Raw genomic sequence first — 14528 nt, forward strand, 5'->3', positions numbered from 1 at the left:
ACCGGGCGGGCACTGTTCTTCCGGAGAGTGTCCGCCCTCGAGGCCGTATTCCGGCCTCGACGTACCACGTGCGGCGAGGTGAGCTCATGCCGGACCGGTGCCCAGGCGGGCATCCCCGTTACGGCCGTCCCAGCCCGCCGGGGTGCGCCAGACGACGTGGACGCCGAACACGTCGTGGACGGCGTCGGCCGTCCACGCGTCGGCGGGTGGTTCACTCAGCACCAGGTAGAGGTGGTCGGCGGGAGCGGGCAGCGTGTGGTTGACCTCGATCAGGCGGGCCGCTCCCGAGCGGAGGTCGGGATAGGCAGACCGGCCGGCACCCAGCACCTCGTAGAGGATGCTCCCTTTCTCGGTGGCGCACGTGACGTCGACCACGGGTGAGCTGTCGGGCTGCAGGTTCGCGCGCAGGAGTGCCGCCATCAGTTCGAGTCGCACCGCCTCGTGGGTCTTGCACACGCGGTCGGCCGCCGCGGAGGTCTGCAGGTGTTCGAGCAGGTCCGTGGTCGGCCCTGCGTGCGGAGAAGTGGAGTCGGCTGTGCCGATGGCCATGGGAAGGGGTTCCTTCGGCTCGGGCTGCCCGGACGCTTCACCGGTCCGGGTCTGCTCGGACGGGGCAGATACGTCCTGCTGGTGGGTGGAGGGGAGTTGATCGTGCTCCGCCTCCTGGTTGGCTTCGGCGCTGCTCACACGCCGCTCGAGGTCCCGCCGAGCCGCGACCATGGCCTCGGCCCAGCCGCTCTGTTCCAGATCGGCCCGGAACCGGTCAAGGTCCAGTGCGTCGGACGCCAGAGCCCGGGCGGTGTGCGCGGCGAGGTCCCGCAGCACGGTCAGGCGGGGTCTGTCCGGTGCGCCGAGGACGCGCCAGACGTCCAGCCAGTCGTGCTGGTCCAGGCGCAGGCAGCGGTTGGCCATGCCCTTCAGCTCGGACAGGCGGGTGCGGGCGTCAGCCGGGACGTTCCCCGCGACGAGGTCCTCGACGACGGTGAGAGCGTGTACGTAACGCTTCGCCATGGTGGGCGAGATGGGCTTGCGGCCGCGCCCGTCGACCGTGACGAAGGTGACGTTGGAGTCGTGGCGCAGTACCCAGGCGTCCAGTTCTTCCCCGGCGGCAGGCGGTGTGGCTCCGTTCCGGACGGCCATGAGAAGTGGGCGGGCCGTGGCGTGTGACGTGGCCTCGACCTTGTAGTTGCCGCCGCTGATGTGACCGATCACCCGGACACGGATTTCGGTGCCGATCTCGGGGACATCCCCTGGTGCTGCCGGTGCCGTTCCTTCGGACGGCCGGGGTGTGCCTTCGTCGCCGTGCGTGAGGGCGGACGGCAGCGCGGAGGTGTGCAGCACGGTCAGGCTCTGGGTGCTGCGGGTCAGGGCGATGTACAGCTGGCGGAGACCGGCTGGGCCGCGGTCGGCGATCGTGGCGGGCTCGACGACCAGGACGTGGTCGTACTCCATGCCCTTGGACTGGGCCGCCGCCATGACGGAGACGGCTTCGCGCTCCTGGGCCGTGATGCGGTCGGACTCGTCCAATTGGCGGCTGATCGCGTCGAGCCAGTTGGAGTCGTCCGGGACGATGACGGCCACCGACCGCAGATTTCGTCCGTCCGTGGAACCGGCGAGCCGGATGACGTGGGCGACCGTGTCGTCAAGGAGTGCCCATGGCTCGGTCGCCACCGTCTGGACAGCACTCCCACCGGCTTCCCGCACAGCTTGTGGATAGGTCAGTTCGGGAGCGATGGCGCGGGCCAGGGGCGCGACGAACTCCATGATCTCGGCGGGTACCCGGTAGCTGGTGTTCAGCTCGGCCACGCGCCAGTCGCCGTGGTCGGAGAGGAGGGCGCCGAGGCGGTCCCAGTCCGCGTGCGCGTACGGCCCGGTGGCCTGCGCCAGGTCGCCCAGCACCGTCATCGAGCCGCCGCCTGCCGCGCAGCGGCGGCGCAGAGCGCGGGCCTGCATGGGCGTCAGGTCCTGCGCCTCGTCGACGACGATGTGCCCGTAGCGGCGTGGTGTCTCCCCGCTGATGAGATACCGAAGTTCTTCCAGGCAGGCCCGGTCGTCCAAGGACCAGGGTTCCTCGTCCGCCCTGGCTGCCCGGGGGCGGTGCAGTGCGGACTGTTCCTCGGCGTCGAGGATGGCTTCGGCGCAGGTTCGCAGCAGGTCGGGGGAGTCGTAGAGGGTACGCAGGGCTTCCCTTGCGCCGGGGGACGGCCAGACGCGTTCGATGAGGCGGTCCACCTGACGGTTGCGTTCCAGGTCACGGCGGATCGTGTCGTCGCGGGCGCGGCGCGGGGCGATGGTGGTGAGCTCCCGCAGCAGACGGTCGACGAGCAGGGTGCGGAAGCGCTCGCGACGTTCGCGGTAGGCGCCTGAGCCGTCGCGGACCTCCTCCACGAGGGTGAGGACCTCGGAGCGCGGGAGGCGCAGGGTCGTGCTGCCGACGGCGACCGTGAACGCCGGCTCGTCGCCTTCGTACGACGGCGCGGTGGTGAGGTCGTCGAGGGCCTCGGGCCGGCATTCCTGTTCCACCCGCTGCCGCAGTACGGACGCCATGCGCTCGTCGGACTTCACCAGCCGCACCCGCGGTTCGTCCACGCCGAGGATGTCGCCGTCCCACAGGCGCGACAGTTGCACGGCGTTCACGTCGCGCGTGCCGAGAGTGGGCAGGACCTGCCCGACATAGTCGAGGAACCTCTGGTGAGGGCCGACGACGAGGATGTCCGAGGCCTTGAAATGGCTGTTGTTGACCAGCCATGTCACGCGGTGCAGACCAACCGCGGACTTGCCGGTTCCCGGACCGCCCTGCACGACCAGGATGTCGGAGGGCGAACCCGTCACCAGCGCCATCTGGTCGCGGCGGATGGTCTCGACGATGTCCCGCATGCTCCCGCTGCGCGAGCGCTGGAGCTCACGCAGCAGGAAGTCGTCGGGCTGCATCGGCTTGCGGCGCTGGACGCGGGCGATGTCGCCGGGAGTGGGGACGAGGGTGAGCGGCACCGGCTGCGGCTGCTCGGTCGTGGCGGGGAGGGGCGTGGTGCTGATCTCGTCGGAATAGCTCTCCACCACGTGCTGCGCGCAGTGCAACTGCCGTCGCAGGACCACCTCGCCCGGGGCGTCGGGGGACGCCTCGTACCACTTCTTGGCGAGGGGGCTGGTCCACAGCAGGACCACGGGGTCGCTCTCGGCGTCGAGGACACCGCGTCGCCCGATGTACCAGGGCCGCGTCGCGCCGCCCGGTTCCTGCGCGTCGACGCGGCAGAACACCAGCGATTCGCTGCCGAGGCCACCGTATGCGGCGGCCCGCTCTTCGGCCTCCATCCGGTTGGCGATGCTGTCCTTGCCGCTGGCGGAGGCGCCCGCGACCGACGCGCCGGTCATCTCGGCCAGCCGGGCCGCGTAGCAGTCGTAGGCGAAGTCCACCTTCTTCTGCTCGAGGGCGATGATGTCGTCGCGCGTGGTGGTGCCCATGTACTTCCCCTCCCCTGCGGCCCCCGGAAGGGCCGCCCCGGACATATGCCCAGGTCCCACGAAATAGGTACCAGACCTGATCGTGACGGGGGGTCAGGAACCGAGTTTCGACCCCAGTTCGCCGACCTCTGCCCGCCATGGGCACACCTGGTTTCGGGAGGGGGCCGATTTCGTACTGGTGGTGGCGCAGTGTCCGGTCAACTGGTGGAATATGAGACTTCGTTGGAACAGGAAGACTTGAGGAGTTCGAGGCATGCCAGCAGATGCCCCCGACGGACCGGATCCGGAAGCAGCCGGACGTGGGCAGCGAGTCCTCGACCTCCTGGACAAGGCGATCGACCTCCAGACCCCACTGGTGCGCAAGAACATCGCCCGAGCCCGCCAGCGGAACCCGGAGGCGACACCGGCACAGGTGATCCGCAACCTGGAGCGGATGTACGTCAGCGCCTTGACCGGGACGGGTGCCGCGGTGGGAGGAACCGCAGCGGCGCCCGGTGTCGGCACGGGCCTCGCACTGGCACTGTCGGCAGGCGAGGCTCTCTCGTCTCTCGAGCTGAGCGCCCTCTTCGCGCTCTCGGTCGCGGAAGTCCACGGAGTCCCCATCGGGGAGATCGAGCGCCGCCGAACGATCGTGATGGGAGTCATGCTCGGCGGGTCCGGCTCCACCACCATCACCAAGGTCGCCGAGCGCACGGGTCAACACTGGGGACGGCAGGTCGTCGCCAAGGTGCCGGTCGAGACGTTGCGCCAGATCAACAAGATCCTGGGGAGAAACTTCGTCACGAAGTACGGCACCAAGCAGGGAATCATCGTTCTCGGCCGAGTGGCACCGTTCGGCATCGGCGCCGTGATCGGTGGTGGCGCCAACGCTGCCCTCGCCGCTCTGGCGGTGCGGGCCGCTCGTCGCGCATTCGGCCCGCCCCCGACGGCGTGGCCGCCGCAGCCGCTACCGGAAGCGCTGATCCCGGAGGGAGCCTGAGTCAGGAGTCCCCCTCTTCAGGGAGCGGGAGGAGTCAACCTCCTCCGGCGTACACCCCCGCCACGGCAGCCGCGTGCGCGGCCCGCGCTGCGCGCTCCGCGGCGGGGGCGTCGGGGATCACCCCGGTCGTCAGCAACTGGTAGTAAAGGGGCGCCGACACCGCCCGTACGACCGCCTTGGCGTCCGTACCGGCGGGCAACTCCCCCCTGGTGACGCCCTGTTCCACGCACGGTGCCCACTCCGCCACCCGCATCTCGTAGAACCGGCGGAGCGCCTGCGCCGTACGTTCGTCGCAGGTCGCCGCGGCGATGACGGCACGGAACAGGGCGCCCTGCCGGGGATCGGCCAGCGTCCGCTGCACCAGCGCCGCGTTGGCGAGCAGGTCGCCCAGCACGGACCCGGTGTCCTCGCGGGGCAGCGACTGCTCGGCCATGTCGGCGAGCAGGTCGGCCACCAGCCCGGTCACCGAGCCCCAGCGCCGGTACACGGTGGTCTTGCCGACCTCGGCCCGGCGGGCGACGTCGGCGAGGTCGAGACCGTCGAAACCCTGCTCCGCCAGGACGTCCCCGGCCGCCCGCAGCACGGCCTCACGGACACGCGCGGTACGCCCTCCGGGACGTACGGTGCCGGGCTCGGCGGACATATCGGCCTCCTTGGTGCGCGTACGATCTACGACCCCAGCGTAACGGAACAGTGGAACCGTTTACCCTTCACCCTGCGTGACATCCCCGTGTCCACGCACGTCACCCGCCTGATACCGTCCCCGCCAACGGCCGAATTCCCACGTGGTCCGCCACTCCGCTTTCGTCCAAATCCGTTTCGTCGCTGAGAGGTTGAGCATGCCGGACGACGTCGCAGCAGCCCGGGCCGCCGCCGAAGAGGAGTCCGCCTTCTCGCACCCGCCCGTCGACCCCGACGCCATCGCCTCGTACGGCGACCACCCCGACCAGGTGATCGACTTCTATGCGCCGCGCGGCGAGGCCGTTCCGGGCGACCTGGCTCCGCTGGTCGTCGTACTGCACGGCGGGGCATGGCGGGCTCCGTACGACCGGCGGCATGTCACGCCGTTCGCCGACTTCCTGGCGCGGCGCGGGTTCGCCGTGGCCAATGTGGAGTACCGGCGGGGGGCGGCGGATTCCGGTACGGGTGCCGGTACGGGTGCCCCGGTCGCCGGACGCTGGCCGGACACGTTCGACGACGTCGCCGCCGCACTGGACGCGATGCCCGCCCTCCTGCGGGAGATGCTCCCGCAGGCCGATCCGCGCCGGACCGTGGTCACCGGCCACTCGGCCGGCGGTCACCTCGCCCTCTGGGTGGCGGCCCGCCATGTCCTGCCCGCGGACGCCCCCTGGCACACCGGCCGCCCCGCGCCCCTGCGGGGTGTCGTCGCGCTGGCCCCGATCGCCGACTTCGCGGTCGCCGACAAGCTGGACGTCTGTGGCGGAGCGGCGCAGCAACTCCTCGGCGGAGGAGTGGAGTTCGCCGAGCGTCAGCCGTACGCCGACCCCGCGCTCCTGCTCCCGACGGGCATCGCGACGACGCTCGTCCAGGGCCGGACGGACGTCGTGGTCCCGCAGGCGGTCGCCGAGTCGTACGCGGACGCGGCGGCGAAGGCGGGGGAAGTGATCGGTCTGACGCTGCTGGAGGACGTCGGCCACTTCCCGCTGATCGACCCTGCGGCGGATGCGTGCGCGGTGGTGGCGGAGGAGATCGCGCAACTGGCGTGGTGAGTTCGCAGGTGCCCCCTCACCTGCACGTATCCCGTCACCGCACCTGTCCCGTCACCCGCACGCGCCCCGCCCGGAGCGGCCCCTGAAGGGAGGGCCCCTACATACCCGTAGTACCTGAGAGCTACATCGCAGGTGAGCTCCCTGGCATGACGCGGACGACAAGTCCGGATCCGTAACTTCCCTTCCAGGTAGGCCCGATGGCCGGGCGGACTGGAAGGGATGACGACCGTGGGGCGTACGACGGGGGTAGCCGGGGCGAGTTCGTCGGGCGGGGCGGGTGAGCCTGGCGAGTCGGCCGACTTGAGCGGGTCGGACCACTCGAGCGGGTCGGACCACTCGAGCGGGTCGGACCACTCGAGCGGGTCGGAGTACTCGAGCGGGCCGACCGGGCCCGTCGAGCCGACCGGGCCGAGTGGGTTCAGCGGGACGAAGAAGGCCCGCCGCACGCACAGACTGCGCCGGGCGCTGCTCGCCACCGTGATCACCGGTGCCGTGGTCGTCCCGCTGTCCGGTGCGGCGCGGCCCGAGATACCCGCCCCGAAGCCGGCCGTCCTCGCGCCGGTCACGGCGGCGACGCTGGACGAGGCGTACGCCGCCAACCGAGCCAACGCCGCCGAGGCGTCCCGCATGGCCGCGGCCAACGGACATCGCGCACGCGCCGCCGCGGACCGTGCGATGGCCGACCCGTCCCGCCACTTCCTCACGTTCGACGGCCGCGGCCCCGGCCTCGCGACGGAGGTCTTCGGCGACCTGGCGCACGCCGACCGCATCGCCGTCCTGGTTCCCGGCTCCGACACGTCCATCGACACCTACGACCGTTTCCGCAACACCGCCCGCGCGCTGCACGAACGCCTCACCCGGGAGGCCCCGCAGGGCACGCGCACCGCGGTGGTGGCCTGGCTCGGCTACGAGACGCCGGGCACGATCAGCGTCACGGTCGCCACGGCGGGACGGGCCGAGGACGCGGCGCCGAAGCTGCGGGAGTTCGTACGGCAGCTGCGCGCCATCCCGGATCGCACGTCGAGCGCGGGCCGCACGTCGAGCATGAGCGGCGCGTCGGGCATGAGCGGCGCGTCGAAAGGGTCGGCCGAAGAGGGGCCGCACGTCTCCCTGCTCTGCCACTCCTACGGTTCGGTGGTCTGCGGCCGTGCGGCCTCCGACCTCGATGTGGACGACATCGCCCTGATAGGCAGCCCAGGCACCGGTGTCGACACCGCGGGCGCCCTGCACACCGCGGCCCGCGTCTGGGCGGCCCGTGGCGGTGACGACTGGGTGGCCCAGGTCCCGCACGTCAGGTTCGACCTGCTCGGCACGACCGTCGGCTTCGGCACCGACCCGATGTCGCCGTCCTTCGGTGCCCGGGTCTTCGCGGCGGGCGACGGCGGCCACAGCGACTACTTCAGGCCCGGCACGACGTCCCTGACGAACCTGACCCGCATCGTCCTGGGCGAGACCTCGGAGGTGACCCATGGCTGAGTCCACGATCACGGGGCGGGCGCGCGGTGCCCGGCGGGGCATACCGGAGGGCATCCGGCGGGGCGCCGCTCGCGTCGACGCCGTCACCCCCATCGAACGGGACCGGGCGGTCGACGCCCTGCGCGCCTTCGCCATCCTCGGCGTCGTGCTCGGCCACTGGCTGGTGACGGCTCTGGTGGCGGACGGCGAGTCCGGCCTGCGCACCGCGAGCCCGCTCCAGCACATGCCCTGGCTGGCCCCGATCTCCTGGGCCTTCCAGACTCTCGCCGTGTTCTTCCTGGTCGGCGGCCATGTGGCGACCCGCGGTTACACCTCGGCCCGAGCGCGCGGCACGACGTACGGACAGTGGCTGAGGTCCCGTATGTCCCGCCTGTTCAAACCGGTGGCGGCCGTCCTCACCCTGTGGACGGTGACGTCGGTCCTGCTGCTCCTCTCGGGCACGGACATCGACACGATCCACACCCTGCTCAAACTGGCCCTGTCCCCCCTGTGGTTCCTGCTGGTCTTCGCGGCGCTGACGGCGGTGACGCCCCTCCTCCTGCGCCTGAACCCCCTGTGGCCGCTGGCCGTCGTCCTCCATGTGGACCTTCTCCGCTTCGGCCTGGGCGGCCCCGCGTGGCTCGGCTGGGCGAACGTGGCGGCCGGCTGGCTGGTGCCGTTCAGCCTGGGCGCGGCGTGGACCCGGGGCGAGCTGGAGCGCCGCCGCGCGGGCTGGATCCTGCTGACGGGCGGCGCGGCGGCGACGGCGGCGCTGGTCGCCTGGGCGGGCTACCCGGCGTCCATGGTCGGCGTCCCCGGTGCCGGCATCTCCAACCTCAACCCGCCGACCCTGGCCGCTGTCACCTTCGGCCTGGCCCAGTGTGGCCTGGCCCTGCTCCTGCGCGAGCAACTGCGCCGCACGATGCGCCGCCCCCTGGCCTGGGCGGCGGTGGCCCTGCTCAACCTCTCCGCGATGACGATCTTCCTCTGGCACCAGACGGCCCTGATGGCCACCACAGCCACGGGCCTCCTGGCAGGCCACCTCCCGGGCCTGCACACACTCCCCGACAACCTCACGTGGGTGGCGGCCCGCCTGGCTTGGCTCCCGGTCTTCACCCTGGCCCTGGCAGCCTGCTGGACGACGTTCCGCCTCTACGAACAAGGCCCACGCCGCACCAAGGGCCGCACATCCAAGGTGATCCGTTCCAACCCCACCCCACAGAGCGGGAAAACGAAGGCCGAGCACCATGCCTAGTGTTGACCCCGTGAATGGCGAGGAGGAGAGGCCGACGGCCGTCGAGGGGGAGCGGGGGCCGACTGCGGGGGCAGGGGGTGAGAGTGACTCGCGGGTGGGGTCGGCAGGGGCTGCGGGTGAGCATGCCTCGCATGTGCGCCCTGCAGCCGCCGATGACACCTACGCCCCACCGGGGCCACGCACACCCGCGCCCGCGCCCTCACGCAGGAAACGCCCCCTTCCCACCAACCTCCGCAAACCCTTCGGGAGAACGTGGCGCCGCTGGCTGACCATCCTCCTCACCACCTGGATCGCCCTGGGCGTCTCCCTCGCCGGCGGCAACGATCTCAGCGCCAGCTACGACCTGAGCACGGCCCACGGTCTGATCGCCGGCTTCGCCCAAGGCATCGCCCTGTGCCTGGCCCTGTGGCGCCCGGGCCGGGCATGGGCCCTGAGCCTGACGGCCACCTTCATCACCGCCTTCGTTGTCCGCCCTCACCTCGCGGAAAACGCGCCCCCCGCCCCCAACTGGCCCTGGGCCACCCCCGAAGTCATCGCCCACGCAGGCGTCCTCCTGCTCCTGGCCCTGCGCGTGCCCACCCGCAGGTCCGTCGCGGCCCTCGGGGTGTCAGGCCTGGCCACCTTCGCCCTCCAGGGCCAGTTCGGCGGCACGAAGTACGCCGGCACCGGCGCCGCGGCGGTCGCCATCTTCGCCATCGCCGTCATCGTCGGCACCGCCCTGCGCGGCCGCAAGGAGGCCCGCACCCAACTCGTCGAGCAGGAAACGCTCACCGCGGAGGAACGAGCCCACCGCACCCTGCTGGAGGAGCGCAGCCGTATCGCCCGTGAGCTGCACGACGTGGTCGCCCACCACATGTCGGTCATCTCCATCCAGGCCCAGGTCGCCCCCCACCTCGTCGAGAACCCGTCCGACGAGCTCAAGGAGAACCTGGACGGCATCCGGCAGAACGCCCTCGAGGCGCTCACCGAACTCCGCCGCGTCCTGGGAGTCCTGCGCTCGGAACACCCCGACAACCCGGCAGCGGCCGGCACCGGCACAGGCACCGGATCGGCCACCGCCCCGCACGCTCCCCAACCCACCCTCGACCGGCTCGACGCCCTCGTGGAGAACACCCGGGCCGCCGGCCTGACCGTGACCCTCGGCGTCACCGGCGAGCGCCGCCCGCTGCAGCCCGGCCTGGAGCTGTCGGCGTACCGGATCGTGCAGGAGGCGCTGAGCAACGTACTGCGGCATGCCCCCGGCGCGACCGCCCGCGTCGAAGTCGTGCACGAGCGCAGCGGCCTGACCGTGTGGGTCGCCAACTCCCGGCCGGAGCGTCCCGCGCCCCCGTCGCCGGGCGCCGGGCACGGCCTGCTCGGCATGCGGGAGCGGGCCGCGATGCTCGGCGGCGCCCTGTCGGCGCACCCGTCGCCGGACGGCGGCTACCTGGTGAGCGCGTATCTCCCCGCATACCCGCGCCTCGACGGCCTCGGCTACGTTCCCCAGGGTCCCCATGACGCCCACGCCACTGCCCCGGACAAGGACGGCACCGCATGACGAGCAGCCCCATCCGCGTACTCATCGCCGACGACCAGCAGATGGTGCGGCAGGGGTTCACCGTGCTGCTCAACACCAAGCCCGACATCGACGTGATCGGCCAGGCGGTCGACGGCCTGGACGCGGTCACGAAGGTCGCCGACCTTCTTCCCGACGTCGTGCTGATGGACATCCGCATGCCCGAACTCGGCGGCATCGAGGCCACCCGCCGCATCACCGCCGCGACACCGCAGATCAAGGTGCTGGTGCTGACGACCTTCGACCTCGACGAGTACGTGTACGAGGCGCTGCACGCGGGCGCCTCGGGCTTCCTGCTGAAGGACGCCTCCGCCGACCAGCTGGCCGAGGCGGTCCGGGTGGTGGCGGCCGGCGACGCCCTGCTCGCGCCCGGCATCACCCGGCGGCTGATCGTCGAGTTCTCCCGCCTGGTCAAGCGGCCACGGGCCCCGCTCAAGGAACGGGTCGGCGACCTGACCGAACGCGAGACGGAGGTCCTCGCGCTGATCGCGCAGGGGCTGTCGAACGCGGAGATCGCCGAGCGCCTCGTCGTGGCCGAGCAGACCGTGAAGACCCACGTGGGCCGGATCCTGGTGAAGCTGGGCCTGCGGGACCGTACGCAGGCGGCGGTGTTCGCGTACGAGTCGGGGCTGGTGCGGCCCTCCGGATACTGAGCGGCACCGCAGCCCACGGACCGCCCGCACCCGGCCTCGACCAGCAGCGATACCCGTAGTACCTGAGATGGACCTGCAGGAACCCCTCTCACTGGGGACGACCGCGACATGGCCCTGCGCCTACCGTTCTGTACGTGACCGAGACGACTCAGATGCCGACCCCGCCACCCGGCGACGGGGCCAAGACGCGCAGCCCCGAGTTCCGGCTGGCCGCGAACGCCCTGCAGGGCCTGCGCCAGGATCTGTTCCACGACGCCTTCGCCTACCGCCCACTGGCCAGGATGAAGGTCGACGGCCCCGTGACCCGGCGGCTGCCCGGCCGCATGCGTGAGTACGCGGCCTGGACACCGCACACCGTGATCGCCACGATCGGCCTGCTCACGCTCCTGATGTCGGCCGCCGACAACGACAAGGGGGCGCTGCTGCTCGGCCCGCTCGCCCTGATCCCGATCCTCCTGACCATGGTCCGGCCGGTCGGCGCGTTCTGGCTGTCGATGGCGGCCACCCCGGTCAGCCAGGTCTTCGGCAGCTCCTGGGACGGCTGGCCGTGGCTGCCCGCGGCCTTCCTCTGCCACCTGACGGTGCTGACGGTCGTGGCCATACGCACCAGGCCCCGCACGGCGGCCTACACGTGGGCCGTCACCGCGGCCTACGCCTTTGTGGCGGACCTGCTGTTCGGCCCGGCCTACTACGGCACGAACTCCGGCCCCATGCTGATCCTCTCCGCCCTGATGCTGCTCGTCGTCGCCGTCTGGCACACCCGCAAGGAGGCCCGGCAGGAGGTCACCGCCCAGCAGACGGTGACCGCTCAGGAGCGCTCCAGGCGCACCCTGCTGGAGGAGCGCACGAACATCGCCCGGGAGCTGCACGACGTGGTGGCCCACCACATGTCGGTCGTTGCCATCCAGGCGGAGGCCGCCCCCTACCGGGTGGAGAACCCGCCGCCGGAGCTGGAGCGGGCCTTCGCCACCATCCGGGAGAACGCGGTGGCGGCCCTCACGGAACTGCGCCGCGTGCTGGGCGTCGTCCGCGCCGAGGACTACGAGGCCCCGGACGCCCCGCAGCCGACCCTCGGCGACCTGGACGCGCTGCTGGCCAACGTGCGGGACGCGGGACTGAGCGTGGACAAGACGGTGATCGGCGCGGTCCGTGAGCTGCCGCCCGGTGTGGAGCTGTCGGCGTACCGGATCGTGCAGGAGGCCCTGAGCAACAGCCTGCGGCACGCGCCCGGCGCGAGCGCCCGGGTGGAGGTCGGGTACGTTCTCGGTGGTCTCGGCCTGCGCATAGTCAACGGGCCGCCGCCCGCGCCGGCCCTCGTGAAGCCCTCGCCCGGCGCCGGGCACGGCATCACCGGGATGCGGGAGCGCGTCACCATGCTGAACGGTGAGATGACGGCGGACCGGACGGAGGACGGCGGCTACGAGGTGGCCGTGTTCCTGCCGGTCGCCATGACGACAGAGGACGGCTCATGACCATCCGCGTGCTGATCGCGGACGACCAGATGATGGTGCGCGAGGGCTTCTCGGTCCTGCTGAACGCGATGCCGGACATCGAGGTCGTCGGCGAGGCGGTCAACGGACGGGAAGCGGTGGACCGGGTCCGCGAACTCACCCCGGACGTCGTGCTGATGGACATCCGCATGCCGGAGCTGAACGGCATCGAGGCGACCCGGGAGATCGTCGCGGCCGACGGCGCGGCGAAGGTGCTGGTGCTGACCACCTTCGACCTCGACGAGTACGTGTACCAGGCACTGCGCGCAGGCGCCTCGGGCTTCCTGCTGAAGGACGCCTCGGCACGCCAACTCGCCGATGGAGTAAGGGTGGTGGCGGCAGGTGAGGCTCTGCTCGCTCCCTCCATCACCCGGCGGCTGATCACGGAGTTCTCCAAGCTGTCCGACTCTCCGCGTCTGATGTCGTCCGCGCACGCGGCGTACGGGGATCTGACCGAGCGGGAGACGGAGGTGCTGGTGCTGATCGCGCAGGGCCTGTCGAACTCGGAGATAGCCGAGCGGCTGGTGGTCGCCGAGTCGACGATCAAGACCCATGTCAGCCGGATCCTGGTGAAGCTGGGGCTGCGGGACCGGACGCAGGCGGCGGTGTTCGCGTACGAGGCCCGGCTGGTCACGCCGGGCTGAGCGGACACCCCTGGTCAGGGAGGGGGAGGTGGGGCTAACGTCCGGGCATGGCAGCTCCTTCCGCCCTCGCGTTCGACCCGTGGGACCCGGCGTTCCTCGCCGACCCGTACCCCGCCTACGCAGAGCTGCGCGCCCGCGGCCGGGTGCACTGGTTCGAGCCGACGAACCAGTGGCTGGTCCCGCACCACGCGGACGTCTCGGCACTGCTCCGCGACCGTCGCCTGGGGCGGACGTATCAGCACCGTTTCACGCACGAGGACTTCGGGCGGACGGCGCCACCGCCGGAGCACGAGCCGTTCCACGTCCTGAACGACCACGGGATGCTCGATCTGGAGCCGCCGGACCACACCCGGATCCGCAGGCTGGTGTCGAAGGCGTTCACGCCGCGCACGGTGGAGCAGCTGAAGCCGTATGTGCAGGGGCTGGCGGGCGAGCTGGTGTCGGGGCTGGTCGAGGCGGGTGGCGGTGATCTGCTGACGGACGTCGCGGAGCCTCTGCCGGTCGCGGTGATCGCCGAGATGCTGGGGATTCCCGAGTCGGACCGGGCGCAGCTGCGGCCCTGGTCGGCGGACATCTGCGGGATGTACGAGCTGAACCCGTCCGAGGAGACGGCGACCAAGGCGGTCCGGGCGTCGGTCGAGTTCTCGGAGTACCTCCTGGAGCTGATCGCGGCCCGCCGCAAGGAGCCGGGCGACGACCTGATCTCGGGCCTGATCGCGGCGTACGACGAGGGCGACCGTCTCACCGAGCAGGAGATGATCTCGACGGCGGTCCTCCTGCTGAACGCCGGCCACGAGGCCACGGTGAACTCCACGGTCAACGGCTGGTGGGCGCTGTTCCGCAACCCCGACCAGCTGGCGGCCCTGCGTGCCGACCACTCCCTGATCCCCTCGGCGATCGAGGAGCTGATGCGCTACGACACCCCGCTGCAGCTCTTCGAACGCTGGGTCCTGGACGAGATCGAGATCGACGGCACGACGATCCCACGCGGCGCGGAGATCGCCATGCTGTTCGGCTCCGCCAACCACGACGCGACGGTCTTCGAGAACCCGGTCGCCCTGGACCTCACCCGCAAGGAGAACCCGCACATCTCCTTCAGCGCCGGCATCCACTACTGCATCGGCGCCCCGCTGGCCCGCATCGAACTGGCGGCGTCGATGACAGCCCTGCTGGAACAGGCCCCGACCCTGCGGCTGGCGGCGGACCCGGAGCGGAAGCCGAACTTCGTCATTCGGGGACTGGAGGGGTTGAGCGTCGAGGTGGGTTGATCACTCGTTCGGCTGACCACTGAGCGAATCCCGATCG

The 14528-nt window shown here is 71.4% G+C and carries 11 protein-coding genes; 9 read left to right on the forward strand and 2 right to left on the reverse strand.

The window, feature by feature from the left end; genetic code table 11:
• Positions 1–84 precede the first annotated feature (84 nt).
• Entirely contained in the window at positions 85–3462 is a 3378-nt protein-coding gene (locus tag ACZ7M7_RS35240) for a HelD family protein (RefSeq protein WP_472124102.1), read from the reverse strand.
• Between the two features lie 253 nt (positions 3463–3715).
• Here ACZ7M7_RS35240 and ACZ7M7_RS35245 point away from each other — a divergent pair, with 253 nt between their 5' ends.
• Positions 3716–4441: a hypothetical protein gene (locus tag ACZ7M7_RS35245; protein WP_472124104.1), complete on the forward strand. Its 726-nt coding sequence runs from the start codon at positions 3716–3718 to the stop codon at positions 4439–4441.
• 34 nt (positions 4442–4475) lie between these two features.
• Here the strand turns inward: ACZ7M7_RS35245 and ACZ7M7_RS35250 are convergent, their stop codons facing one another.
• The gene (locus tag ACZ7M7_RS35250; RefSeq protein ID WP_383629669.1) at positions 4476–5084 is read right to left on the reverse strand and encodes a TetR/AcrR family transcriptional regulator; all 609 of its coding nucleotides are present in this window, start codon (positions 5082–5084) and stop codon (positions 4476–4478) included.
• 196 nt (positions 5085–5280) lie between these two features.
• Here ACZ7M7_RS35250 and ACZ7M7_RS35255 point away from each other — a divergent pair, with 196 nt between their 5' ends.
• The 8 genes from ACZ7M7_RS35255 to ACZ7M7_RS35290 all read left to right on the forward strand — a co-directional run bounded on the left by ACZ7M7_RS35255 (position 5281) and on the right by ACZ7M7_RS35290 (position 14491).
• A complete protein-coding gene (locus tag ACZ7M7_RS35255) occupies positions 5281–6171 on the forward strand; it encodes an alpha/beta hydrolase (RefSeq protein WP_383629667.1) in 891 nt (296 codons plus the stop codon).
• A 219-nt stretch (positions 6172–6390) separates the two neighbouring features.
• The gene (locus ACZ7M7_RS35260) at positions 6391–7647 is read left to right on the forward strand and encodes an alpha/beta hydrolase (RefSeq protein ID WP_472124108.1); all 1257 of its coding nucleotides are present in this window, start codon (positions 6391–6393) and stop codon (positions 7645–7647) included.
• Complete coding sequence (locus tag ACZ7M7_RS35265) at positions 7640–8881, forward strand: acyltransferase family protein (RefSeq protein ID WP_383615053.1); 1242 nt, start codon at positions 7640–7642, stop codon at positions 8879–8881. The genes ACZ7M7_RS35260 and ACZ7M7_RS35265 overlap by 8 nt, the downstream gene beginning before the upstream one ends.
• Before the next feature lie 133 nt (positions 8882–9014).
• Positions 9015–10418 carry a sensor histidine kinase gene (locus tag ACZ7M7_RS35270; RefSeq protein ID WP_472124111.1) on the forward strand — a complete coding sequence of 468 codons (1404 nt, stop codon included), beginning with the start codon at positions 9015–9017 and terminating at the stop codon, positions 10416–10418.
• Positions 10415–11089 (forward strand): response regulator, encoded by a 675-nt coding sequence (locus tag ACZ7M7_RS35275; protein WP_369272470.1) that lies wholly within the window; start codon positions 10415–10417, stop codon positions 11087–11089. The genes ACZ7M7_RS35270 and ACZ7M7_RS35275 overlap by 4 nt, the downstream gene beginning before the upstream one ends.
• A gap of 134 nt (positions 11090–11223) precedes the next feature.
• Positions 11224–12561, forward strand: a complete 1338-nt coding sequence (locus ACZ7M7_RS35280; RefSeq protein WP_383615059.1) for a sensor histidine kinase — start codon at positions 11224–11226, stop codon at positions 12559–12561.
• Positions 12558–13223, forward strand: coding sequence for a response regulator (locus ACZ7M7_RS35285; RefSeq protein ID WP_369272472.1), 666 nt, complete (start codon positions 12558–12560; stop codon positions 13221–13223). Before ACZ7M7_RS35280 ends, ACZ7M7_RS35285 begins: the two co-directional genes overlap by 4 nt.
• 47 nt (positions 13224–13270) lie before the next feature.
• Positions 13271–14491, forward strand: coding sequence for a cytochrome P450 (locus ACZ7M7_RS35290; RefSeq protein ID WP_472124115.1), 1221 nt, complete (start codon positions 13271–13273; stop codon positions 14489–14491).
• The last annotated feature ends 37 nt before the right edge of the window (positions 14492–14528 follow it).

Source organism: Streptomyces sp. NPDC111606 (assembly GCF_055656945.1).